This is a genomic window from Streptococcus sanguinis (assembly GCF_013343115.1).
Classification (GTDB): Bacteria; Bacillota; Bacilli; order Lactobacillales; family Streptococcaceae; genus Streptococcus; species Streptococcus sanguinis_H.
The window spans coordinates 1365617-1390866 of sequence record NZ_CP054570.1; the positions used below are offsets into that span (position 1 = coordinate 1365617).

25 protein-coding genes are annotated in these 25250 nt (G+C 42.7%); 3 read left to right on the forward strand and 22 right to left on the reverse strand.

Annotated features, from left to right (window positions below):
• Positions 1-1734, reverse strand: coding sequence for a phosphoenolpyruvate--protein phosphotransferase (ptsP, locus tag FOC72_RS06480; protein WP_002896016.1), 1734 nt, complete (start codon positions 1732-1734; stop codon positions 1-3).
• 1 nt (position 1735) lies between these two features.
• Positions 1736-1999, reverse strand: coding sequence for a phosphocarrier protein HPr (locus FOC72_RS06485; protein ID WP_002896017.1), 264 nt, complete (start codon positions 1997-1999; stop codon positions 1736-1738).
• 597 nt (positions 2000-2596) lie between these two features.
• On the opposite strand from FOC72_RS06485, the gene nrdH reads away from it, so the two are divergent.
• The 3 genes from nrdH to nrdF all read left to right on the forward strand — a co-directional run bounded on the left by nrdH (position 2597) and on the right by nrdF (position 6251).
• Positions 2597-2815 carry a glutaredoxin-like protein NrdH gene (nrdH, locus tag FOC72_RS06490; RefSeq protein ID WP_002896018.1) on the forward strand — a complete coding sequence of 73 codons (219 nt, stop codon included), beginning with the start codon at positions 2597-2599 and terminating at the stop codon, positions 2813-2815.
• A 160-nt stretch (positions 2816-2975) separates the two neighbouring features.
• The gene (nrdE, locus tag FOC72_RS06495) at positions 2976-5135 is read left to right on the forward strand and encodes a class 1b ribonucleoside-diphosphate reductase subunit alpha (protein ID WP_002896019.1); all 2160 of its coding nucleotides are present in this window, start codon (positions 2976-2978) and stop codon (positions 5133-5135) included.
• A gap of 156 nt (positions 5136-5291) precedes the next feature.
• Positions 5292-6251 carry a class 1b ribonucleoside-diphosphate reductase subunit beta gene (gene nrdF, locus FOC72_RS06500; protein ID WP_002896021.1) on the forward strand — a complete coding sequence of 320 codons (960 nt, stop codon included), beginning with the start codon at positions 5292-5294 and terminating at the stop codon, positions 6249-6251.
• Positions 6252-6362: 111 nt separating this feature from the next.
• Here nrdF and FOC72_RS06505 read toward each other — a convergent pair whose 3' ends face one another.
• The 20 genes from FOC72_RS06505 to FOC72_RS06600 all read right to left on the reverse strand — a co-directional run bounded on the left by FOC72_RS06505 (position 6363) and on the right by FOC72_RS06600 (position 25167).
• The gene (locus FOC72_RS06505; protein ID WP_032914207.1) at positions 6363-7280 is read right to left on the reverse strand and encodes a diacylglycerol/lipid kinase family protein; all 918 of its coding nucleotides are present in this window, start codon (positions 7278-7280) and stop codon (positions 6363-6365) included.
• Between the two features lie 161 nt (positions 7281-7441).
• Positions 7442-8095: a CPBP family intramembrane glutamic endopeptidase gene (locus FOC72_RS06510; RefSeq protein ID WP_002896025.1), complete on the reverse strand. Its 654-nt coding sequence runs from the start codon at positions 8093-8095 to the stop codon at positions 7442-7444.
• A 21-nt stretch (positions 8096-8116) separates the two neighbouring features.
• On the reverse strand, positions 8117-8818 hold the full coding sequence (locus FOC72_RS06515) for a CPBP family intramembrane glutamic endopeptidase (protein ID WP_002896027.1): 702 nt from the start codon (positions 8816-8818) through the stop codon (positions 8117-8119).
• On the reverse strand, positions 8815-9357 hold the full coding sequence (locus tag FOC72_RS06520) for a DUF3267 domain-containing protein (protein ID WP_002896029.1): 543 nt from the start codon (positions 9355-9357) through the stop codon (positions 8815-8817). The genes FOC72_RS06515 and FOC72_RS06520 overlap by 4 nt, the downstream gene beginning before the upstream one ends.
• A 28-nt stretch (positions 9358-9385) precedes the next feature.
• Positions 9386-10150, reverse strand: coding sequence for a DUF3169 family protein (locus FOC72_RS06525; RefSeq protein ID WP_002896030.1), 765 nt, complete (start codon positions 10148-10150; stop codon positions 9386-9388).
• A gap of 97 nt (positions 10151-10247) precedes the next feature.
• Complete coding sequence (locus FOC72_RS06530) at positions 10248-10457, reverse strand: helix-turn-helix transcriptional regulator (RefSeq protein WP_002896031.1); 210 nt, start codon at positions 10455-10457, stop codon at positions 10248-10250.
• Positions 10458-10475: 18 nt separating this feature from the next.
• On the reverse strand, positions 10476-10808 hold the full coding sequence (locus FOC72_RS11665) for a hypothetical protein (RefSeq protein WP_002896032.1): 333 nt from the start codon (positions 10806-10808) through the stop codon (positions 10476-10478).
• Between the two features lie 146 nt (positions 10809-10954).
• Complete coding sequence (locus FOC72_RS06540) at positions 10955-12097, reverse strand: acetylornithine transaminase (RefSeq protein ID WP_002896033.1); 1143 nt, start codon at positions 12095-12097, stop codon at positions 10955-10957.
• A 2-nt stretch (positions 12098-12099) separates the two neighbouring features.
• Positions 12100-12837: an acetylglutamate kinase gene (gene argB / locus FOC72_RS06545; protein WP_002896034.1), complete on the reverse strand. Its 738-nt coding sequence runs from the start codon at positions 12835-12837 to the stop codon at positions 12100-12102.
• Positions 12838-12848: 11 nt separating this feature from the next.
• A complete protein-coding gene (gene argJ, locus FOC72_RS06550) occupies positions 12849-14042 on the reverse strand; it encodes a bifunctional glutamate N-acetyltransferase/amino-acid acetyltransferase ArgJ (protein WP_002896035.1) in 1194 nt (397 codons plus the stop codon).
• A gap of 17 nt (positions 14043-14059) precedes the next feature.
• The gene (gene argC / locus FOC72_RS06555; RefSeq protein WP_002896036.1) at positions 14060-15082 is read right to left on the reverse strand and encodes an N-acetyl-gamma-glutamyl-phosphate reductase; all 1023 of its coding nucleotides are present in this window, start codon (positions 15080-15082) and stop codon (positions 14060-14062) included.
• A gap of 241 nt (positions 15083-15323) precedes the next feature.
• Positions 15324-17942 carry an alanine--tRNA ligase gene (gene alaS, locus FOC72_RS06560; RefSeq protein WP_002896037.1) on the reverse strand — a complete coding sequence of 873 codons (2619 nt, stop codon included), beginning with the start codon at positions 17940-17942 and terminating at the stop codon, positions 15324-15326.
• Between the two features lie 38 nt (positions 17943-17980).
• The gene (locus FOC72_RS06565) at positions 17981-18562 is read right to left on the reverse strand and encodes an LURP-one-related/scramblase family protein (protein WP_002896038.1); all 582 of its coding nucleotides are present in this window, start codon (positions 18560-18562) and stop codon (positions 17981-17983) included.
• A 140-nt stretch (positions 18563-18702) separates the two neighbouring features.
• Positions 18703-19710, reverse strand: a complete 1008-nt coding sequence (gene prsA / locus FOC72_RS06570) for a peptidylprolyl isomerase PrsA (protein WP_002896039.1) — start codon at positions 19708-19710, stop codon at positions 18703-18705.
• A gap of 113 nt (positions 19711-19823) precedes the next feature.
• Positions 19824-20507, reverse strand: a complete 684-nt coding sequence (locus FOC72_RS06575) for an O-methyltransferase (RefSeq protein WP_002896041.1) — start codon at positions 20505-20507, stop codon at positions 19824-19826.
• A 1-nt stretch (position 20508) separates the two neighbouring features.
• Positions 20509-22311 (reverse strand): oligoendopeptidase F, encoded by a 1803-nt coding sequence (gene pepF, locus FOC72_RS06580; protein WP_002896043.1) that lies wholly within the window; start codon positions 22309-22311, stop codon positions 20509-20511.
• Between the two features lie 163 nt (positions 22312-22474).
• Positions 22475-22783, reverse strand: a complete 309-nt coding sequence (locus FOC72_RS06585) for a hypothetical protein (protein WP_002896048.1) — start codon at positions 22781-22783, stop codon at positions 22475-22477.
• A 35-nt stretch (positions 22784-22818) separates the two neighbouring features.
• The gene (locus FOC72_RS06590; protein ID WP_002896050.1) at positions 22819-23193 is read right to left on the reverse strand and encodes a hypothetical protein; all 375 of its coding nucleotides are present in this window, start codon (positions 23191-23193) and stop codon (positions 22819-22821) included.
• Positions 23190-24779: a hypothetical protein gene (locus FOC72_RS06595; RefSeq protein WP_002896052.1), complete on the reverse strand. Its 1590-nt coding sequence runs from the start codon at positions 24777-24779 to the stop codon at positions 23190-23192. The genes FOC72_RS06590 and FOC72_RS06595 overlap by 4 nt, the downstream gene beginning before the upstream one ends.
• 1 nt (position 24780) lies before the next feature.
• Complete coding sequence (locus tag FOC72_RS06600) at positions 24781-25167, reverse strand: DUF1310 family protein (protein WP_032914211.1); 387 nt, start codon at positions 25165-25167, stop codon at positions 24781-24783.
• Positions 25168-25250 lie beyond the last annotated feature (83 nt).

Below are 25250 nucleotides of genomic sequence, written 5' to 3' on the forward strand. Positions count from 1 at the left end.
TTAATCAAAGTCCAGATATTCTTTTTCAAGCTCAAGAACTTCTTCCATCGTTGCACATTCGGTCAGTGCACGCTGAGCCAATTCTTCCATCTTCTTCGTATCCAGCTTCTTCATGAGGCTACGAGTCCGAAGAACTGAAGTCGCACTCATAGAGAATTCATCCAGGCCCATACCTACGAGCAATGGCACCGCAGTTTGGTCGCCGGCCATTTCTCCACACATACCTGCCCACTTACCTTCAGCATGAGCTGCCTTGATAACATTGTTAATCAAGCGAAGAATAGATGGGTTGTATGGTTGATAGAGGTAAGAGACTTGCTCATTCATCCGGTCAGCTGCCATAGTGTACTGGATCAAGTCGTTAGTACCGATAGAGAAGAAGTCTACTTCCTTGGCAAATTGATCCGCCAACATAGCTGCTGCTGGGATTTCAATCATGATACCCACTTGGATATTGTCTGCTACTGCAACGCCTTCAGCCTGCAACTTAGCTTTTTCTTCGTCATAAACCGCTTTAGCTTTGCGGAATTCTGTCAGAAGGGCTACCATTGGGAACATGATACGCAATTGTCCATGTACAGAAGCACGCAAGAGAGCGCGGATTTGTGTACGGAACATAGCATCACCAGTTTCAGAGATAGAGATACGCAAAGCACGGAAACCAAGGAATGGGTTCATTTCATGCGGCATATCGAAGTAAGGAAGCTCCTTATCTCCACCAATGTCCATTGTACGAACAACTACTGGTTTTCCATTCATTCCTTCAAGCACAGCCTTGTATGCTTCATACTGCTCATCTTCTGTTGGGAAGTCTTGAGAATCCATGTAAAGGAACTCAGTCCGGTAAAGACCAACTGCTTCTGCACCGTTAGCATTGACACCTTCAACGTCTTTCGGCGTACCGATATTGGCAGCCAATTCGAAGTGCTTGCCATCTGCAGTCACAGTCTGAGCATCCTTAAGCAATTCCCATTCAGCTTTTTGCTTAGCATAAGCCTCACCAGCTGCTTTAAATGCTGCGATTTGTTCTTCAGTTGGGTTGATAATCACTTCACCAGTGATACCGTTAGCTGCGATCACATCGCCGTCTTTTACAAGTTCAGTAATGTTATTAGTTCCCAATACTGCTGCGATTTCAAGCGTACGTGCCATGATAGCAGAGTGGCTTGTCCGTCCGCCGATATTGGTTACAAAAGCTTTAACAAATTTCTTATCCAGCTGTGCTGTATCAGAAGGAGTCAAGTCATGAGCAATCACAACTGATTCTTCATTGATAGACGCTGGGTTTGGCAATTTCTTGCCCAAAAGGTTAGCAAGAACACGCTTCGTCACGTCGCGAATATCTGCCGCACGTTCCTGCATATATGGATTGTCGTCCATGTTTTCAAAGAGAGTGATAAACATGTCCGTTACTTCTTTCAGACCAGCTTCTGCATTGGTCTTTTTCGCACGGATTGTTTCTTTGATTTGCCCAACCATTTCAGGGTCAGCAAGTACCATTAAGTGAGCGTCAAACACCTGAGCGGCTTCCTCACCAAGGCTATCTACTGCTTTCTCACGGATAACAGAAAGCTCGTTCTGTGAAGCTTCAAGAGCTGCATCCAAACGAGCCTCTTCTGCATTCGTATCTTCGACTGAAACAGTCTCAAATGATAAATCCGGTTGAACTAATAGATATGCCTTAGCAACGGCAACACCGTCAGATGCTGCAATTCCTTTAAGCATTTCTGTCATATTAAGCCAATCCTTCTTTTTCCATTGTTTCAGAGATTGCAGCGATAGCATCGTCTGCATCTGCACCTTCAGCTGAGATCTTAACATCAGCTCCTTGGCCAACACCGAGACTCATAACACCCATGATAGATTTCAAGTTTACTGATTTACCTTTGTATTCAAGCGTGATGTCTGAAGCGAATTTGCTAGCAGTTTGAACCAACAAAGTTGCTGGACGTGCGTGAATACCTGTTTCTGCTACAATGTGGAAATCTTTAGAAGCCATAGTTAGACTCTCCTTTTAAAAAATTCTTTTTGAGTTATTGTGATAACCCTTACAAGTTGATATTATATCACCTTTTGAAATCTTTTTCAAGAATTTTATAGCCCGCTTACAAAATATTTCTTAGGAAATGAAAACTCTTCTTATTATATTGAAGAGAGAATTTTCGAGCAAAATCCCACATTTCCCAAGCTTTATTCAAAAAAGTCTGCCACCAAATTTTCAATTGTTAATTTCTTATTTTATGGGAACTAATTGTTATAAAATAAGAATATAAACTCCTCCCTCCACTCCTCCTAGTGATTCCCTAAATTCTGTAACACAAGATATTGGATTTTTGTTTTTGGCGGAAAAGCTACTAGTCATTTTTCTAACATTTTAAGACTTGTTTAAGCATTGCTGCATCAGCATTTTGCTCCTTTTCTGCAATTTTTCACTTCTTTTCACTGCTTATACAAACACTATATATTGTATTGCAATCTATCCTATAACAAAATATCACACAATATTTAGTTCAAAACTATTGACATTCTATTTTCTTTTAGATATACTAGTTTCGTATTATTTAAAAGAAAAAACGAAAGTTTAGAGGAATTTTTAATGGTAACTATTTACTCAAAAAACAACTGCGTTCAGTGCAAAATGACCAAGCGCTTCTTAGATACTAATCATGTAGAATACCGCGAAATCAACTTGGATGAACAGCCAGAATTCATTGACCATGTCAAAGATCTTGGTTTCAATACTGCTCCTGTGATTCAGACAGCAACTGAGGCATTTTCTGGTTTCCAACCTGGTAAATTGAAAAAACTGTCTTAATGTAGTTTATTTTGAGGGCGGCGCGCCTTGATTGGGAGATAAACTAAAAGACAGATTATCAGGGCAAACTGCAGCTCCTATGCTCATAGGGGCCGTTTCTTTTGTAAGGCGGATATTTTTCCGCTAGCTAATTATCTTATTTATATAGAAAAGGAAAAACATGGGACTCAAACATTTAGAGGATGTGACATACTTCCGACTCAACAACGAAATCAACCGTCCAGTTAATGGTCAGATTATGCTTCATAAAGATCAAGAAGCCTTAAAAGCTTTTTTTAAAGAAAACGTTGAGCCAAACACCAAGCAATTTTCTTCTATCACAGAAAAAATTAAATATTTAATAGAAGAAAACTATTTGGAAAAGGAATTTATTGAACTTTATTCTCCTGAATACATCGAGGAGCTGACTGCTTTTATCCATGCTCAAGATTTCAAGTTTAAATCTTTCATGGCTGCTTATAAGTTCTACAACCAGTATGCCCTGAAGACAAATGATGGCGAATACTATCTGGAAAGCATGGAAGATCGGGTACTCTTCAACGCCCTCTACTTTGCCAACGGAGATGAAGCCATTGCCAAGGATATTGCCAATGAAATTATCCACCAGCGCTACCAACCTGCTACACCAAGCTTCCTCAACGCTGGTCGGGCTCGTCGTGGTGAATTGGTTTCCTGTTTCCTCATCCAAGTAACAGATGACATGAACTCTATCGGCCGCTCCATCAACTCTGCCCTGCAATTGTCTCGTATCGGAGGCGGGGTCGGTATTTCCCTCAGCAATCTGCGGGAAGCTGGAGCACCTATCAAGGGCTATGAAGGTGCTGCATCTGGGGTTGTGCCTGTTATGAAACTCTTTGAGGACAGTTTCTCTTACTCTAACCAGTTGGGCCAACGTCAGGGAGCTGGGGTTGTTTACCTCAATGTCTTCCACCCAGATATCATCGCCTTCCTTTCTACCAAGAAAGAAAATGCCGACGAAAAAGTTCGGGTTAAAACCCTCTCACTCGGTGTTGTCATTCCGGATAAGTTCTACGAATTAGCGCATAAAAATGAAGAAATGTACCTCTTCAGCCCATATTCTGTTGAACGCGAGTACGGTGTACCATTTGCCTACCTTGACATCACTGAAAAATATGATGAGTTGGTCGCTAATCCAAATATCACTAAGACTAAGATCAAGGCCCGTGATTTGGAAACAGAAATTTCTAAACTCCAACAAGAATCTGGCTACCCTTATGTCGTAAACATTGATACAGCCAACCGTTCAAATCCAATCGACGGTAAAATCATCATGAGTAATCTTTGCTCTGAAATCCTACAGGTACAAGAGCCTAGCCTCTTGAATGATGCGCAAGAGTATCTTCACCTGGGGACAGATGTATCATGTAACTTGGGCTCTACGAACGTTGTCAACATGATGACTTCGCCTGACTTTGGAAAATCCATCCGGACTATGACACGCGCCCTGACCTTTGTCACAGACAGCTCACACATCACAGCTGTGCCTTCTATCGACAATGGTAACAGTCTGGCGCATACCTTTGGTCTGGGAGCTATGGGACTGCACAGCTACTTGGCTCAGCAGTTGATTGATTATGGATCAGCGGAAGCTGTAGAGTTCACTAGCATCTACTTCATGCTTATGAACTACTGGACTTTAGTTGAGTCTAACAATATCGCTCGCGAGCGTGGCGTGACCTTCCATAACTTTGAAAAATCTGATTATGCCAACGGCACTTACTTTGACAAGTACCTGACGGGTGAATTTGTACCTAAGTCTGACCGTGTCAAAGAACTCTTTGCAAGCATCTTTATCCCATCTGCAGAGGATTGGGCAGAGTTGCGTGACAAGATCAAGGCTGATGGTCTCTACCATCAAAACCGCCTAGCTGTTGCACCAAATGGCTCTATCAGCTACATCAATGACGTTTCTGCTTCAATTCACCCAATTACCCAGCGGATCGAAGAACGTCAAGAAAAGAAAATCGGTAAGATCTACTATCCTGCTGCTGGTCTGTCAACTGAGACTATTCCTTACTACACCAGCGCCTATGACATGGACATGCGCAAGGTTATCGATGTCTATGCAGCCGCAACTGAGCACGTGGACCAAGGTCTTTCCCTGACTCTCTTTATGCGCAGTGATATCCCTAAAGGTCTTTACGAATGGAAAAAAGAAAGCAAGCAAACAACCCGCGATCTTTCTATCCTGCGTAACTACGCCTTCAACAAGGGAATCAAGTCCATCTACTACGTCCGCACCTTTACTGATGATGGCGGCGAAGTAGGTGCCAACCAATGTGAAAGCTGTGTCATCTAACAAGAGATTTTAGAAAAAGAAAAGGAAATTCGACCACGTCGCAATTTTACTTTCCTCATCATGAACAGGAAGGTGAAATCGTGGAGCATTGGGACAGTATCCAAGAAGTGATAGCTGATACCACATCAGGTCGTACCATCTACTAAAGGAGAACGAATGCAAACTTACTATAAAGCCATTAACTGGAACGCTATTGAAGATGTCATCGATAAGTCCACCTGGGAAAAACTGACCGAGCAATTCTGGCTGGATACGCGGATTCCCCTATCCAATGACCTGGATGACTGGAGAAAGCTGTCTCACAAGGAAAAAGATCTGGTCGGCAAAGTCTTCGGCGGCTTGACCCTGCTGGATACCCTCCAGTCTGAGTCTGGTGTGGATGCCCTGCGCAAGGATGTCCGCACTGCCCACGAAGAAGCTGTCTTCAACAACATTCAATTTATGGAATCCGTTCACGCCAAGTCCTACTCTTCTATCTTTTCTACGCTCAATACCAAGTCAGAAATTGATGAAATCTTTGCTTGGACCAACACCAATCCATACCTGCAAAAGAAAGCTGAGATTATCAACGAGATTTACCTGAACGGTACAGCTCTGGAAAAGAAAATAGCCAGCGTTTTCTTGGAAACCTTCCTCTTCTACTCTGGTTTCTTTACTCCGCTCTACTATCTGGGCAACAACAAACTGGCTAACGTTGCTGAGATTATCAAGCTGATTATCCGTGATGAATCTGTCCATGGAACCTATATCGGCTACAAGTTCCAGCTAGCTTTTAACGAGCTGCCAGAAGACGAGCAAGAAAAACTCAAAGAATGGATGTATGACCTGCTCTACACCCTCTATGAAAATGAAGAAGGCTATACTGAAAGCCTGTATGACACAGTCGGCTGGACCGAAGAGGTCAAGACCTTCCTGCGCTACAATGCCAACAAGGCTCTGATGAATCTGGGACAGGATCCCCTCTTCCCAGACTCAGCGGACGATGTCAATCCTATCGTTATGAACGGTATCTCAACCGGTACTTCCAACCATGACTTCTTCTCCCAAGTGGGTAACGGCTACCTGCTGGGCGAAGTTGAAGCCATGCAGGATGACGACTATAATTACGGTTTATAAGACAAAAAACCCCTCTTTCCAAAATATGGAAAGAGGGGTTTTGTAATCTAAACTAGCAAGGAGAACAGATAAAGCAAACATCATCTAGCTTTTCTGAACTTCCCAAAATAATTAGTAATACACATTCAAGTGAGATGGCAAGACACGAATCGTTACTGGCAATTGGTCGCCCTCATCTCCGTCAACGTTGACGCTGAGCTCTGCGTTTGCATCAGCCAACTCAACTGTGATTTCCTTAAAGGTTAGATACTCGATATTATCACTTTCTTCACCATTGCCCGAAATCAAATCTGGAACAGAAACCAAGGTGTCCAAGAGATTTTTATCCTTAAGATACAAGAGATGGAGCAAGCCATCATTGACAGTGGCTTCAGGGAGAATACTCTCGAAACCTCCGATTGAGTTGGTAGAGCCAATCAAGAGTGTGCTGCTCTTTATCGTGCGCTCCTCTCCATCAATCTTCAAGTGAAATTCGTAAAAACTAGTATCCATCAACTGCTTGAAACCAGAGATAAAGTAGGCAAACTTACCCCACTTGGTCTTGTCTTCAGAATCTACATTGTTGATCGACTCTGGAATAGTTCCAATGGCAACCACATTCATAAAGTACTGGTCATTAATCTTGCCGATATCAAGTGGTTTGACTTTGTTGATATCCAGATTTTGGATGGCTTCTTCAGCGTCTAGGGGAATGCCGAGAGCACGCGCCAAGTCATTGACCGTACCAAGTGGAAAGAAACCAAAGGTCGGACGATAGTCTAGTTCAGCCAGACCACTGATTCCTTCATTGACAGTTCCATCGCCACCCATGACAAAGACGCTATCATAATGGTCTTCTGCGGCTTGCTTAGCAAAAGCTGCTGCGTCTCCGCCTTTTTCAGTATGCTTGACCACTACCTCATCGAAACATTCTGCCAGCTTTTCCCTTGCTAATTCTTCATAGGACTTGGCTTTTTCTCCTCCTGAGCTAGGGTTGACAATTAATAGGACTTTAGACATAAGGAAACCTCTTTTCGTTTGATAGCTTATTATACCATCCAGAAAACACTTTCACAAGAATTTGAAACTGCTGGCTTTCGAAAGACCAGAAAAGCAGTTTGGTATTTAAACTCCATTCCACAAAAAAACACTTCTGCCGTTAGACTTTACTGCCTAACTTTAGAAGTGCTGTCTTATATTTAGTTTTTCTATTAAAAGAAGACAATGAGAACAAAGGCAATGAGGTTATTGGCCAGATGTAAGGCCATTGAGTGACGCAGATCCTTTTTAGATAGATAGCCTAAGCCAAAGATTGCCCCCAAGATGAAGTAAACCAGAAACTGGACTAGATTGCCCGGCATGTGCAGAAGAGAGAAGAAGCTGGCAGATACAGTTAAATAGAGCATGATTTTCGCCAAACTATTTTGGTCGGGAAAGAGAAACTTAGCCAAAAATCCTCGTGTCAGCAACTCCTCAAGAATAGGAGCAAAGATTACCATGTATAGGAAGGCAAAGACTGGCTGCTGCTGAATCAACTGCACAGCAGCATTCTGATTGGCAGAAGATTCAATAGGAACGAGCTGCTGGAAGATAATAAAAGCAAGCAAGAGGGCGCTGGGAAGCCAGATAGAACTGGTCAGCTTGGTATTTTTGATTTCCAGTTTCAAATCTTTCTGGTACCATTTCCACATGGCAAAAGAATAGAGACTCGCAAGTATGACAAAAATCAGCAAAATCAATAATTGAGAAAGTCCTCCTGTCAGGGAACCTATAGTGAAGACAACTATAGCCGAAAAGATATAAAAATAGGCCAAGAGGACAAGAATATAAAGGCCAAAATTAGTAAAGAAAGTTTTTAATTTCATAGTGATTCCTTATAGATTGATTTACTTAAACATAGCTAGCAGCAGTATTATAGCCATGGGGAGATTGTTCAGGATATGCACCAACATGGAATCTTTTATATTCCCCCGACGAGCATAGGACAAATAAAGAACCAGTCCAAGTGCAAAATAAATTGGGAACTCTGTCAATTGGGTGATATGAGGCAGAGTGAAGACCACAGAAGTCACAATAGCAGGCAAAACTTTTTGATTATTTTTGAAAAAGAAGGCAGTTCCAAAACCGCGGAAAATTAATTCTTCCATGATAGGAGCAATAAAAGCAATCGTTGCAACAAAGAGCAAAGCAAAGAAGATATGCTGCGAAGACATCATTCCCCCTAGCCCTTGTATGGCACTGTCATTACTGGTCTGGGAATTGCCGCTCAGGATGAGATTAAGATAAACACCAACAATAGCAGCCACTCTGGCAAGGAAAAAGAATAGAAAAGCAAAACCGATGTCCTTGCCAGACAGTTTAAATTTTTTCTTTTCTTCAGGTACATGCTTTTGGTATCGCCGCCATAAGCTACGAAAAATAAGGAAAACTAAAACCAGATACAAGGCTACCAATAAGATTTCTGCATAAATAGGTAAACTCTTCCCGAGCCTTAAGAATAGCATCGGAGCAACATTTATAAGGAGGCTAAGAGCAATTAAGCCTATCCATTTTACAAGTCCTAAAGCAGTTGATTTGAAGTTGTTCATTTTGTACTCTCCTTTTGATAAATATTAATACCGACCTCCGTATCCTCAACAGCGATTTCCCCTTTCTGCCGGAGAATAGCGGCAGCGAGGAAAAAATCCCCTGCACAGCCAGCTGCATGGAAGCTAGCAAGAACGATATAAGAAGCCGCAGTCAGAATATGCAAACCATAAATCAAGGTCAGGGCTAGGCTAATCAGAAAGAAAGGTGCCAGAATAATGACGAGCATTCTTTTCCGACTGTAACGACTGCCTGGGCTGGTCGCATAGGCCATGCCGCTCTTAAAACCAAACTTGACCTTGGTATTTTCATCCCCCAAGACCTTGAAGAAAAAGCCGTGGATCAGCTCATGAATGACCATTAGAACAAGGAGGTAGAATAAGTCAAAGAAATGAAAAACTTCGCTACCCTTGCCATACATCAGAATAGCAATCCAAGTAAAGAGGGCTAGAAAAGGGAAGATCAGCAGCACGGCCGTTATATTCAGAGCCAGAATGACCTTTTTATTATGGATAAAATCAAGTTCTTTCAGTAGTTTCATAATTTCCGCCTTTCATCGGGAAATAAGCTTATTTGAAATATTTTCTTACCATTGGATAATACATAAGATTGATATAGATATGGATCACCACTAGGACGACAAAACCAGAAACGACATTGAGGGGTGTGAAAGTTCCCACTATCCCTAAAATAACATAGAGGGCTGGCAGAAGTCTCTGATTTACATTAAAGAGAATAAGATAGCACTGTTCATAATTGGCTTGCAGCTCTGATTCATCATAAGAGAGCACAAATTCTTTTATTTCCTCAGTAGTCGGAAAGGCTGATAACTTATAGTGCCGTACCTTCTGAACTGTCTTTAAAAAGACAACTTGCAAAATAATATAAAGAAAGGCAATCGCATAATCTATAAGACTCCACTGAAGAGGGCTCTTATGATTAGTGATATTTCCAATAAAAACAACTCCAACTAAAATCGTAAAAAGAACGATAGCACTGCTGATATTAAAGACAATAGTCGCATATTCCAGATTTTTAAAGGTTAGCCGGTACCATTCATAATTCTTATCCTCATCTGCTTCTTTTTCATAGGCTTCATTGTATTTACGAGTCCGATAAATCAAGAAAAAGACCAAGGGATAGAGGATGATAAGGCTGGCCCTACCTAGCTGGCGCAGCAGTTGAACAGAAAAAATAGTCGACCAACTGATGTTTTTTAGCAGACCAGTTTCAGAAAACAAAATAGACAGACCACCTATTAAAGCTCCAGCTAGAAATATAAGGACATTATATAAAACTCTTTTCTGTGTAGATATACGTTTTTGCTCTTTCACGACTTCTTCTCCTTTATTTTTTTACAATAGATGATACAAGAATGCTGAGGCTGAAGGACTGTTTTAGCTCCTGTTGAAATGAATCTTAATTGGTTCTTCATTCTGCTTCCTCCACCAGCCGAAAGACATTCTCAACGTTTTCATTGAAAATATGGGCAATCTTAAGGGCAATCACAATCGACGGGGTATATTCGCCTCTCTCTATAAGGCTGATTGTCTGCCTGGAAACACCGGCCAGCTTAGCCAGTTCTGTCTGGTTGAGACCGTCACGCGCCCTCAACTCCTTGAGTCGATTTCTTAATTTCATTAAAATCCCCCACTTCTCCTAAAGCTCGATAGACCGAATGTCTTCAATACGAATCAGCTTGGTCTTGATCTGACCTTTTTTATCTGTCATGCTCAGCTTGACCCATTCTTCATCCACATCCACTACCAGCCAGTTTACCAGCCAGTTATTGGTTCCAATTGACTCGCTCATAATTGTCGGCTTCTTTCCAATCATTTCTTTTAAAAATTGTGACATTGTTTTGTTCCCCTTTCTTTTTCTTTCTAAAGACTTTATCCGTCCCTGCATCCGTTTTAGCTTATTGGAAGAATCAATCCCAAAGATAAAAACCATAAAAGTCATCGGAAGCAAGAACCATAAGAATGCATTCATAAGCGTCCCTCCATTTCCTGTTCAAAAGTATTGTAACAGATTCTTTTCTTTTTGACAAGTATATTTGTCAAAAAAATAATAATCATTGTCAAGAACACCATTATAATAGATAAAAAAGAATCCAGCTCAAACTGAATCCTTTTCCTTTATTCATCTAATTCTGAAAATACTTCTTTTAAAATAGCAATCCCTTGCTGAATTTCCTCCCTGTTGATAGTCAAAGGCGGCAGGAGACGGATAACATTCTCTCCGGCTGTCAGGATAATCAAGCCCTTCTGACGAGCGGCTTCAACAATCTTTGACAGACTGGCACTTGTTTCAATCCCAATCATCATGCCCAGGCCTCGAACAGCAGAAATCTTTGGATGGTCCTGAAAAGCAAACTGCAACTGCTCCAGTAAGATGGCACTCTTAGACCTGACTTCTTCCATAAAGCCCGCCTCTTTCATTATATGCAAGGTCTCCAAGGCGGCTGCCATGGCTAATTTATTGCCACCAAAGGTAGAACCATGACTGCCAGGTCCAAAAGCAGGAGCCAAGCTTGATTTTCCTAATAGAGCGCCAGAGGGTAGGCCATTGGCCAGACCCTTAGCCAGTGTCACAATATCCGGTATAATCCCATAGTGCTCAAAGGAATAAAGCTGACCCGTGCGCCCCATACCTGTCTGGACCTCATCAACAATCAGCAAAATCTTCTCTCGTCGGCAAAAATCAGCCAAGTCTTTGACAAAAGCTGCTTCTGCTGGACGAACTCCTGATTCTCCTTGGACCAATTCCAACATGACAGCTGCCGTATCCTGATTGACCAAGTCTTCTACGCTGGCCAAATCATTGTAAACCGCATAGCTGAAATGGGGAACCCCATCACCAAATCCTTCCTTAATCTTATCCTGTCCTGTTGCGGCCATAGCGCCAAAGGTTCGACCGTGAAAGGATTGCTGAAAAGTGATAATGCCTTGCTTGCCAGTAGCTTTGCGGGCTAGCTTAATAGCTGCTTCATTGGCTTCTGCTCCGCTATTGCAGAAAAAAGCCAAATAATCATAAGAACCAGCCAGTTCCTGAGCCACCTGCTCTTGCAGAGAGCTAAGATAGAGATTGGGACTATGCCAGATGCGCCCTGCTTGCTGGAGCAAAGCCTGCTGAACCTGCGGGTGAAAGCCAAGATTGGTTACGCCAATCCCCGATGAAAAGTCCAAATAAGCCTTTCCCTCACTGTCAATCAGATAGGAGCCCTCTGCTTTAACAAACTCAATAGGTGCCCTCTTGTAGTTTTCAAATAAATAAGTCATCGTTATCCCTCTGCTATCAAGGTGCCTGTCGAAAGATTGTCACCAATCAGAACCTGCCCGACACCGGAAAGCACAGTCTGGACAGCACTCTCAATCTTAGGAATCATGCCGCCCTTGATGACACCTGTCTGAATCTTCTTGGACACCTGACTGGTCAGAATCTGGGGCAGAACTTTTTTGTCCTCTAGAACCCCTTCTATATCTGTCATCAGGATCAGCTTCTCTGCCTGCAAGCTGCTAGCAACTGCCGCTGCTAGATAGTCAGCATTGATATTTAAGAGCTCGCCAGTAGCATTTTCTCCTAGCGAAGCCAGCACTGGGACTATGTCCTCAGCCAGCAGTTGCTCTAGATAAGCAGTTTGAATCGCCGTCACCTGACCGACATAGCCATAGAGCTCTTTATCGATAAAATCTGCCGAAACTGTCTTTCCCAAATGTGAAACCAGCTGAAGACTTTCAATATCCGAGTCGTTCAGTTCTTGTGTCAACGTCCGGCCGACTTGACCTAGCAAAGCCTGCTCAATGATGGGTAAGTCAGACTTAGCTGTCACCCGCAATCCCTTAACCTTGTGAGTAGGCAGCTGGCGCTCTTTCATAAGTTGGTTTATGACCAGACCGCCCCCGTGAACGACCACGATTTTCTTACCAGCTGCTATCCACTCTTGCATCTGCTTGATAAACTTATCAGACAGCTTTTGCGCAGCAACACCGCCAATTTTTATAACAATCACATCTTTCATTGCATTTCTCCTTAGGTTCTATAGAGGGCGTTGATTTTCACATAATCATAGGATAAATCGCAGCCCCAGGCCTGAGCTTCAGTGTCCCCATCGTGCAGGTCAATGGTCAAGGTCAGCAGCTCCCCAGCCATGGCATCACTCGTCTCCTCGGGGTCAAAAGCCACAGGGCTAGAAGCCTGCATAACTGGAATCCCCTCAATCCAAATATCAATATTGTCTACTGAGACATCTGCTCCCGCATAGCCGATAGCTGCTAAGATTCGGCCCCAATTGGGATCTTGACCAAAAATAGCTGTTTTGACCAAGCTAGAGCCAACGACACTCTTGGCAATCATACGCCCGCTCTGTTCATCCTTGGCGTGCTGCACATTAACTTCAATCAGCTTTGTTGCTCCTTCGCCATCCTTGGCAATTTTCTTAGCCAAGTCAGCCATAAGATAGCGGAGCATCTTGGAAAACTTTTCAAATTCTTCCGTATCTGGTTGAACTTCTTCATTTTGCCGGCAGCCGTTCGCCATGACTAATACCATGTCATTGGTCGATGTATCTCCATCCACCGTGATTTGGTTGAAAGTCGTCTCCACATGCTGACTGAGAGCCGCTTGCAAGGTAGCACTAGAAATATTAGCGTCACAGGTGATAAAGGCCAGCATGGTCGCCATATTCGGATGAATCATGCCCGAGCCCTTGGCCACCCCCGCCATAGTCACCAGGTCTGAGCCAAACTCTTCTGTGACTACACAGGTCTTGGTACAAGTATCCGTCGTCAAGATAGCCTCAGCAAAATCTTCTGCCTTGCCACTCACCAGAATCTGTGACAGGCCGTTTTTCAGAGCATCCATTGGAAGTTGCTCACCGATGACTCCTGTAGAAGCCAGACCTATCAAGTCGGGCTCAATCTTCAGCTTTTGAGCAGCCAATCGCTGCATTTCATAGGCAGCGTCCAGACCCTGCTGGCCTGTACAGGAATTAGCAACACCAGAATTAACCACTATTGCCTGCAATTTCTGGCTCTTTTGGATTGATGCTTTGGTCACTAGAAGTGGAGCAGCAATGACCTTATTGGTCGTATAGACTCCTGCCACACTGGCCGGCACTTCTGATACAATCCAGCCAAAATCCAACTTCTTTTTCTTAAAGCCAGCGTGTAAACCGTCAGCCGAAAAGCCTAGCGGACTGGCAATCGTTCCATCAATAGTTTTCATATCTAACCCTTTCTCATCTAGACATAGGACGGTTGACTGAGCAGGCCATCTGTTTCAGGAAAGCCCAACATCAGATTCATATTTTGAACCGCCTGACCAGCAGCCCCTTTGATCAGGTTATCCAGCACAGCCACTACAGTTAAAATGTTTGTTACAGGATTATAGTCAAAACCAATATCTGTATAATTAGTACCGACAACCTGATGCAGATTCGGCAGAGTAGCTTGGATACGGACAAAAGTCTTATCCTGATAGCATTCCTGGTAAATAGCAGCCAACTCTTCTCGAGTCAAAGGTTCTTTTAACTTGCAATAAACTGTCGCCACGATACCACGATTGAGCGGGATGAGGGAAGTTGAAAACTGAATCTGTTGCAATCCCTCATTAAAACGCTGCAACTGCTGCACAATCTCTGGAATATGCTGATGCTGATTCAGCTTGTAAGTCACATAGTTGTCATGCACATGGACAAAATGGCTGGATGCAGCTGGATTTTTCCCTGCCCCTGTCAAACCGCTCTTGGCATCAACAATAATGGAGTCCATCTCAATAGCCCGAGCCTGCAGCAAGGGAATCAAGGCCAACTCTGTAGCTGTCGCATAGCAGCCGGGATTGGCAATAAATCGCTTCCCTCTGATATCTGTAAACTCAGATAGCCCATAAATAAACTCTTTTTGAACATAGTCTTCAGCTGGCTCTTTCTGATACCATTTTTTATAAATATTCCCTGGCAAACGATGATCACCAGATAGGTCAATGACTGGAAATCCTGCTTCTACAAAGTCTTTTGACAAATCTTTAGCCACTCCGCTTGACGTTGCAAAGAAAACAAGATCTGCTCGTCGCATTATTTCCTGACTGTCGAAAGCTTCTATTCTCAGGTCGCAAATCCCCTTCAAATGAGGATAAAGCTCTGACACAGGAGCCTCCATATCTTGACTGGCATGAAGGGAAACGACTTCTGCCTGCGGATGCTGCAGTAAAATACGGAGGAGTTCCATACCTGAGTAACCAGTAATTCCTACAATTGAAATTCGCATATTTTTAAAACACCTCCGTATAAATATGCGTTTTATTTTACTCGTATATTTTCCCTTTGTCAAGTATTTTCTGTATTTTTATGCAATATTTTTAAAAATATCATTATTTATTCTAAAACAATTCATAATTTCTTGCCGAAAAGCGGCTTATTACCTTCACATATAGAAAAGTGAGAGAGCTGAGAGTACAAAAAAAGATCTGCCCAAAGAGCAGACCTTTTCATCTATCTGTTATCTAATATTACAACTTCTCAGCAACTGCTGCTAGCAGGTCTGGAATAGCTGATTGCTTGCTGCCACCGGCCATAGCCATATCTGGCTTACCGCCGCCTCGACCATCTACAATCGGCGCCAATTCCTTAATCAGATTACCAGCATGGACGTCCTTGGTCTTGCTGGCTGCAAGGACATTGACCTTGTCTCCAATTGCTGCGACCAGTACGAGAACATCTGAATAGTCCTTCTGCTTCCAAGTGTCCGCAAAGGTACGCAGGGCACCTGCATCAGACACAGAGACCTGACTAGCGATAAATCTATGTCCATTTGCCTCTTGAACATCCTTGAAGACTTCACCAGAGGCCGCTGCTGCTGCCTTTTCCTTGAGTTCTGCATTCTCTTTTTGCAGTTGACGCAGCTGCTCTTGCAGCGCTTCAACCTTGTGAGGCACTTCCTTGATTTGTGGCGCCTTGAGGGTCGCTGCGATAGCTTTGAGCGCCTCTTCTTCCTCACGATAGGCTTCAAAAGCTTCCTTGCTGGTAACCGCCAAGATACGACGAGTTCCGGATCCGATCCCCTCTTCTTTGACAATCTTAAAAATGCCGATTTCAGAAGTATTGCCTACGTGGGTTCCTCCGCAAAGCTCAACAGAGTAGTCACCGATGGTTACGACGCGAACTTCTTTACCATACTTTTCGCCAAAGAGCGCCATGGCACCCATTTCTTTAGCTGTGTCAATATCTGTCTCTACTGTCTCTATAGCAAGGGCTTCCCAGATTTTCTCATTGACTTCTTGCTCGATAGCGCGCAGCTCTTCTGCAGTCACCGCTTGGAAATGCGTAAAGTCAAAGCGGAGAAATTCTACTTCGTTCAGAGAGCCTGCCTGGGTTGCATGGTTACCAAGAACATTATGCAGGGCTGCATGCAAGAGGTGAGTCGCCGTATGGTTCTTCATAACACGATGGCGACGGCTGTGGTCAATTTCCAGTTTATAGCTTTGACCCAGAGCCAGAGGAGCCAAAACTTCTACAGTATGCAGTGGCTGACCATTTGGTGCCTTTTGCACATCCGTAACTTGCGCTACTAGCTTGCCTGCTCCATCAAAGATTTGACCGTGGTCAGCTACCTGTCCACCCATTTCCGCGTAGAATGGAGTCTCTGCAAAGATAAGAGAGGCGGTTCCTTCAGATACAGCTTCTACTTCAGCATTGTCAGCCACGATAGCCACCAACTTAGAAGGCAATTGACTGGCATTGTAGTTGAAGACACTTTCCACTGTAATGTTTTGAAGGGTTTCATTTTGCATTCCCATTGAGCCGCCTTTGACAGCTGACGCACGCGCACGTTCTTGCTGTTCTTTCATGGCTGCTTCAAAACCTTCACGGTCTACAGTCATCCCTGCTTCTTCAGCGATTTCTTCTGTCAATTCAACTGGGAATCCATATGTATCGTAAAGTTTGAAGACATCTTGCCCAGCGATAACGTTTTGACCTTTCGCTTTCAAATCAGCTACAATAGTTTCTGCAAAGTGTTGACCTGAGTGAAGGGTACGAGCAAATGACTCTTCCTCGCTCTTGACAATTTTCTCGATAAAGTCACGTTTTTCAAGCACTTCTGGGTAGTAGCTTTCCATGATTTTTCCAACAGTTGGAACGAGTTTGTAAAGGAAAGGCTCGTTGATACCCAATTTTTGACCGTGCATAGAAGCACGACGGAGGAGACGACGAAGGACATAACCACGGCCTTCATTTCCTGGAAGAGCACCATCACCGATGGCAAATGAAAGGGAACGGATGTGGTCAGCGATGACCTTGAAGCTCATGTTATCGCCATCTTGGTCGTAGACCTTACCTGACAATTTCTCAACTTCACGGATAATCGGCATGAAGAGGTCCGTTTCAAAGTTTGTCTTAGCCCCTTGGATAACAGCCACCAAACGCTCCAAACCAGCGCCCGTATCAATGTTCTTGTGTGGCAATTCTTTGTATTCGCTACGAGGAACAGCAGGATCAGCGTTAAATTGTGACAAAACGATATTCCAGATTTCGATGTAACGGTCGTTTTCGATATCTTCTGCAAGCAGACGAAGACCAATATTTTCTGGGTCAAATGCTTCTCCACGGTCAAAGAAGATTTCTGTATCAGGTCCAGAAGGTCCAGCACCGATTTCCCAGAAGTTGTCTTCGATTGGGATCAAGTGGCTTGGGTCCACTCCTACTTCAATCCAGCGGTTATAAGAATCCTTATCGTCTGGATAGTAGGTCATGTACAGTTTTTCAGCAGGAAAATCAAACCATTCTGGGCTGGTCAAAAGCTCATAAGCCCAAGTGATGGCTTCGTCACGGAAGTAATCCCCGATAGAGAAGTTCCCCAACATTTCAAACATAGTATGGTGGCGAGCCGTTTTTCCGACATTTTCGATGTCATTGGTACGGATAGCTTTTTGCGCATTGGTAATTCGAGGATTTTCTGGAATGATGGTTCCATCGAAGTATTTCTTGAGGGTTGCTACACCAGAGTTAATCCAGAGCAAGGTTGGATCGTTGACCGGCACCAAGCTGACAGATGGTTCTACTGCATGACCTTTAGTTGCCCAAAAATCCAGCCACATTTGACGAACCTGAGCACTTGACATTTGTTTCATTTCTTTTTCTCCTTAATTTTTTTCTAAAAATAATTGCATTATGACGACGAACTTTCCAGCATTTCGACATAATCAATAGCGACACAGAGGGAAACCACCAAATCTGAATAAGTCTCATCATAGACATTCACCTGATAAGTAGAGGTTAGATGGAAGAGCTCCTTGGTAATCTCTGCAACGACTTGATTGCCGTCATCCAGTAGACGAAAGTTTAAATCCCAGATATTCCCTTCAACTCGAAGACCCAAATTATCAAATTTATATTTATCACGCAAAAAAGAGAATTTCTTACGGATATAAAAGCTATGCCCACTGCTGAGTTTGATCTCAAACTGGGGCAGGAGGGTTATAAGGGTCTTGGTAATCTGACTGACGATTTGTCCTTGACTATCATAGATAGTAAAGGTCTTAGGAATCTGGAAGAAAGAGCCTTCCACTTGGTAATCCACATTTCCGCGATCGTCCTTGATATCAAAGCGTTCGCCGCCTAAGCGAAATTTCTGTTTGACAAGATAGGTTTTCATTATATTACCTCCACAGTCAACATAAAAGACAAGTTCCTTGTCCGAAGGGCGAAAAACCGCGGTACCACCTTCATTCAATGAACTTGTCATTCTCATTTCGTATTCTATTTTGCTAGATGAGTAGCATGATTCTCCGTCTCAGATGGCTCGCAGCACCGCCAATTCTCTGAACTAAGAACTTGAAAAATCAATTCTCACCAGTCTTATTATACTTGCTTATTCTCTTTTCGTCAACCTTATTCTGCGGCTGAGGATGAAGCTTCTGTTGAACTGCTTTCAGCTGCTGAGCTAGACTCAGAAGTCTTTGAGCTGCTGGCAGCACTTGATGAAGAAGTTGAAGAGCCTGTCGTTTCGATATACTGAGCAAAGACAGATTGGAATGCACTATCCTTAACCTTGATGTTGGCATCTTTCAGCTCTTTCGCCACAACGCTTTGGATGAAGCTAGTATCTTTTTCTTTTTGCGCAATGATAATCTTTTTCAGCTTGTCTTTGTAGTCTTTCCAGTTAGAAGATTTCTCTGACTTCTTGACCAGCTTAACAATATAGTAGCTTGCTGAGTACTGTGAATCTGGCACAGTCACAAGGTCTGAAACGCCATTTTCTTCCAAAGCAAAGGCAGCTTTTTTGACAGCATCTGGAACATCAGTAGAGCCAGAGTCAAACTTGATTTCTCCGCCTTTTTCCTTAGTGGCAGCATCGGTAGAGTTCTCTTTAGCGATTTGACTGAAGTCTGCTCCTTCAGCTTTAGCTTTTTCAAGAACTTCCTTACCTTTGTCTTCGCTGTCAACCTTGATGATTTGAGCTGTTACTTCTGGCGTGTAGTTTTCAAAGGCAGCCTTGTAGTTTTCGTCAGTCAGCTCTTTTTCAGCAGCCTTCTTAACAGCATGCTCTACCAGCATATTGGTGCGGATTTGCTCCTTGTAGGCATCTTCGGTCAATCCGTTTTGAGCCAAGACTTGGGCAAAAGCTGTACCGTAAGCCGTTTTAGACTTTTCGAAAGCATCTTTAACATCCTTGTCTTTGACATCTTTGCCGTATTTTTCTTCAAAGATGTCTTTGATAGCCATCTGCAGCAAGACCTGCTGAGCTGCACCATTGTTTTTCACTTGATCGTAAAATTCATTGACAGTAATCGTGTTTCCTTTCATGGTCACGATGTCCTTGCCTTCTGAGTTAGAACATGCTGCTAATACTGCGACTGACAAGAGTGTCACAGCTCCTGCAAATATTTTTTTCTTCATTTTATATTGACTCCTTATTCTTAAAAGTTCACGTTTTCTATTGTAGCACAAATTTGAATTGATATCTTAAATTTTACTAAAAATTTTTGGAAATTAGGAAAAAATCAGAGATGTCATTTTTTTCTAATCATAAGCAGACCATCTCCTAAGGGAAGCAGACTGGAAGTTAAATCTGGACTGTCCAAAGTTGCATCAAATAGGCTGTGCAATCCTCGGTAAATAGCTCGCTGGCCACGCTTAATTTCCTCAAAAGGCTTGGCAACATCGCCGCCTTGGAAGACATCATCAATGAGGACCAGACCACCAGGATTGAGGCGCTTGAGGACCTGAGGCAGAAAGACCACATACTTGGACTTGGCAGAGTCCATAAAGACAAGGTCGTAGGAATCCTCCAGTGTCTCAAGCAAATCCATTGCGTCACCTTCCAGCAGGGCGATCTGCTGACGGCTGTCATGCTTAGCAAAATTAGCCTTGGCCAGCTCAATCATCTCTGGATTGCGATCAATAGTCGTAATCTGGGCCTGAGGAGCATGTTCTGCCATCAAAAGGGCCGAAAATCCAATAGCCGTCCCGATTTCTAAAATCTTCTCAGGCTGCAGGCTTTCGAGTAGCAGGCGGAAGTAAGCCACTGTCTCATGGGGAATCACAGGTACATTTTCAGCTCTGGCAAAATCCTCCAATTCCTTGAGGCCACCAGTGACCGGCTGGAGACGCTGTCTCATAAAGTCCACAATCTCTTCTTTGACCACTGGCCGGCGCATATTGGGATTAGAGTTTTGATTATAAGTCTCAACCATCTTATGCCAGTCCCAACTTTTCTACCAAGGCTTCGAATTCATCCAGACGACGCTCAAAAACAGCAAAAGCAGCATTTAGGTAGTCTTCTTTCTCCATATCCACACCTGCTTTTTTGATGACATTGAGTGGGTAGTCAGAGTTCCCAGCTTTGAGATAGTCCAGATACTTATCCTTGTCTTCCTGACTGCCATGGACAATCTTTTCAGCCAAGGCAGAAGCCGCTGAAAATCCTGTCGAATATTGGAAAACATAGTAATCATAGTAGAAATGAGGAATCCGAGCCCATTCGTACTGAATCTGTGGATTATCTTCTTTTTTCAGTCCATAGTATTTCTCGTTCAAGTCAGCATAGAGCTCATTGAGAAACTCGCTGGTCAAAACTTGCCCTTCTTGGTCAGCCTTGTGGATAGCGTGCTCAAACTCAGCAAACTGGGTTTGACGGAAGACCGTACCTCTAAAGCCGTCCAAAAAGTGGTTGAGAATAGCAAAGCGGGTAGCATCGTCTTCTACTTCTTCCAAGAGCTTCTCTGTCAGGATGTTTTCATTAGTCGTCGAAGCAATCTCAGCTAGGAAGATAGAATAGTCTCCATAGACATAAGGCTGGGTCTCACGGGTGTAGCTGGAGTGCATACTGTGGCCTGTCTCGTGCACCAAGGTAAAGAGATTATCCAGCGTGTCCTGCCAGTTGAGCAACATAAAGGCGTTGGTGTCATAAGAACCGCCAGAGTATGCCCCTGAGCGCTTGCCTTGATTTTCATGAACATCAATCCATCGCTCTGAAAAAGCTGTCTTCACTCGGCTCAAATAATCCTCACCCAGAATAGCCAAAACTTCCTCAGACTTAGCCAAGGCTTCCTCATAAGTGAATTTATAGTCTGTCTCTGACAAAGGAGTGTACATATCATACATCTTCAAATCAGAAATTCCTAAAATCTTCGCTCGCAAAGCGATATAACGCTGCAAAAGAGGCAAATGCTTATTGACAGCTGAAACTAGGCTGTCATAAACACTTTCTGGAATGAAGTCCGCTGACAAGGCCGCTTCGCGGGCAGATGAAAACTTGCGGACTTTCGCATTGTAATTGTGAACCTTGACATTGGTCTGCAGAGTCTTAGCGTAGGTATGCTGATACTGCTCGTATACGCTATAAAGTGCTTCATAAGCTTCCTTACGGACCTCTCGGTTCTTAGACTCGACCAAGGTGATATAGTTACCGTGGCTGAGCTGAACTTCATTTCCATCTTCGTCATGCACCATCGGAAAGACGATATCTGCATTATCCAAGATAGCAAAGGTTTCGCCCGCTGCACCAAAAATTTCACCAGCACCGGCCAATAGCTCCTCTTCACGTTGTGTCAGGATGTGGGCTTTCTTTTTCAAAAGCTTGTCAAAATAATGCTGATACTGCTGCAAGGCTTGCTGCTCAGCCAAGAAAGCTTGGTACTGCTCTTCTGTAATCGCCATAAATTCTGGCTCATAGAAAGCAAAGCTTTGACCAAAGTTGCTATATAGAGTCATGCCTTTAGCCTGATACTCTTGGTACTTAGCCACACGTGTATCCTGGTCATTCTTCATATGAGCATAAGAATAAAGCTTTTCAATACGACGCATCAAGTCCAGCTGGATTTCAGTCGTTGTTAAGAGACTGTCCGCTGAATCCAACAAATGTCCAGCTAGACTAGCTGCTTTCTTCACTTCTTCTGAAACCTGCGCTAACTCCGCTTCAAAGGCTTCATCTGTTGGGAAAATAGTACTCAAATCCCAAGTATATTTTTCTTCAATTTCATTTCTTTGTTTTGCCATAAAAAAATCCTCCGACTCCCCTATTCTATCACAAAATTCTACTTTTTATAAAACTCAAGTACCAAAATCACATAGTAGCTAGGCAGACAGACTTAATTAATAAAAAAAACTCTTTGAACCTAATTCCTGACCAAAGAAAAATTAGATTCCAAAGAGTTCATTGCTAAATTTCTTCAAATTTCGTACCGCTGTTGTCTATAACGCTTACAACTTTTTTAGAAAATTGCCCTTTCATCGAGCTATCTATCTGATCTGCAGCTACTTTCACGCTCTCTTGAACAGTCTTTGCGACATCGGTAAAAAGAGTATCATAATTGCTTTGAAGGCTGCTTTTTTGAGCTAACAAAAGAGGAGCTAGAACATTCGTTATAATTTGCTTTTCTATTGCTTTTCTAATTTCTGCCAAATCAGATGTTTTAGATGGTGAAAAGTAACTTTTTACTGGTGTTGAAGCTATTTCTGATATAAACATAGGCTTTTTCCTTTCCTCTGCTCTAAACAGCAGATTTATTTAGAATCACGAAGATGAGAATAGCTATCTTCAATTTCCCATTCTAAACGGCGTCTCTGCTTAGAGAATGTTTCCAAAACTTTCTCATCTTTTAGATCAAGATTTTTCAGTTCCTCGCTGCTAGCCTCTTCCGCCAACATATCATAGGATTCTATATACTGATTTAGAGCTTGCCATTCGATACTAGTGTCCCTTTCTTGTTTCCGTAAAATAGCAGTCGCCATTTCATACTCTTCTTGTAGCATGACGGAAAAAGCTTTTTTCTTAGATAGGATGACATCTCGTTCTTTATCAATCTTCAAGCGTTCCCGCTGAAGTTCTGAGTAAAGCTCCTCCAACTCTTTTTCTTTTTTAGCTATATCCTGCTTCATCGATTGATTTGGTTCCATTGCTCAAAATCTCCTGCTAATGTCTGATCTTTAGCCAGCAGCTGCTCAATTCCAGCTTCAATCTGACCTTGCAAAACTTCAAAGATAGTTAGAAGCATCTGAAATTTAGACAATCGACTTTCAAAGTGCTCTTGTAAAGATCCGACCAATGATTGATAATCTGCACCTCCAGCCTGATAGGCTGCAGTCACCTCATCTGGACTAAGACTGAAGCCCTGAGGAACCTTTCCCAACTGCTCTGCTAGCTTTTCCGCTTCGCTAACAACCTGATCTCTAGCCTGCTGCAACGTGTCATAGCCTAGTTTGGTTACATTTACTAAATTTTGAACAGTTGCCTGGGCTTGAACACTGTCCAGATAAATCTTTTCATTACTGCTAAATCCACCCTTAAACAGATACTTCTTCATATTCTGGTAAGGAATCATATTGGCTTTGATGGTATCCTTGATAGTCGTCTTTCCTGTCCCATCCATAAGCACAAAATTTTTATTTTTATCGTAGATATAGCCCTCCATCATATGCTGAGCACCTATTTCCTTTTCGACAGTCGCAATATGATGTACAATACCAGCAGCATTTTCACTGCCAGATAAGCTGTAGCCTAAGCTGACGATATCCTTATGGTCGATATGATTAAAGATCTTATACTTAGCGCTATCCAGTCGTGCCTGCTGTTCCTTGGGCAAGAGAGGATAGATATTAGGGCCATTGTAGATATGGACTGTGCCAATATGGCGCATCTCCTCCTCTGTCAGGGTGGATAGAGCATACTGGATATCCATAGAACCCAAAGAGTGTCCGTAAAGATCAATCTTGGCATTAGGGTACTTACGAATGGTTTCCTTAAGATGCTTAGCCGCATCCTTAAACTGAGCCGGAGGAAACTCTTGTGTCTTTTTGAGATAACTAGCAGCTACCAAAATATTCGGTGCAGCAATTCCTGTCGTGAAAGTTCCGCCAGAAACACCTGCAAGATTTGATATAACATTCTTCCTCAGCTCATTAAAGGGATTTTTATTGAGAGAATTAAGGCTCTGCTTCACAGCTTGACCAGCATCTTTATTAAAGATTCCGACTACATTTCCTATCTTATTACTTACGTCTCGATCTGCCTTATCTAGTTCTTCTCGGCTTTTTTGAGTAATAATATTTTTTGAATGACGATAAACAAAAGGGGTAGCATATTCTACTGCACCTACAGGTCCCAGACGGTGAGATGCCGTCACAAAGTCTGTAGGCAGCCAATCCGTAACAGTATCGTGGATTAACTTAGGAGTGTGCGTCTTGGTCTGAGAGCCCTGCATCATGACTGTCACATCCTGCACCTGAGCACGCTCAGCATCCGAAGCGGAGTAAGGGACCGGAGATTGCTCAGGTCCTTTACCATTATTTGTAAATACAAAAACTTGCTCTTCATGGCCATTTACATTGTCGTATACCTGAGAAAGATTACCAATATATCCATTCTTACCAGCTATTGAATAATTTTTCCCAAATTCTAATTCACGATACTCTACCAAAGCTGCTGCAACATTCTGCTTATCATTGTACTCTGCATTATTAGCCATGTTAATTCTCTCCTAATAACTCACTCAATTCTTGTGGAATACCATATGATACAACTTCATATTCTCCAGTATCTTCTTCTTGAACAGTCATATCAATATTCAAAACTTCATTCCCATTAATAATTATATAAACATTTAGTCCACCCATAGGATTATAATCTAACTTATCCTTTTGAATTTCATAGGATTTAATCTTTCCTTCTGGTGTCAAAGCTTTAGGATCTAAACCTTTGAGAAAATTTTCCAAGGCTTTCTTCATCTTTTTACTTTCTGAAATCTGAAGAATTTCTTCTTTTTCTGACCGACTGTTTAGCATACTGCAACCTCCTAAAAACATAGCTGAACTGAGCGTGATGATACTCAGAAAAATAATAACTATTTTCTTCATGATAGCTCCTTTCACTTCTCATCTTTGCTAAAGCTGGATCCTTAGCAAAAATGGGAAACTAGATTTAGATTAATGTTTTATAT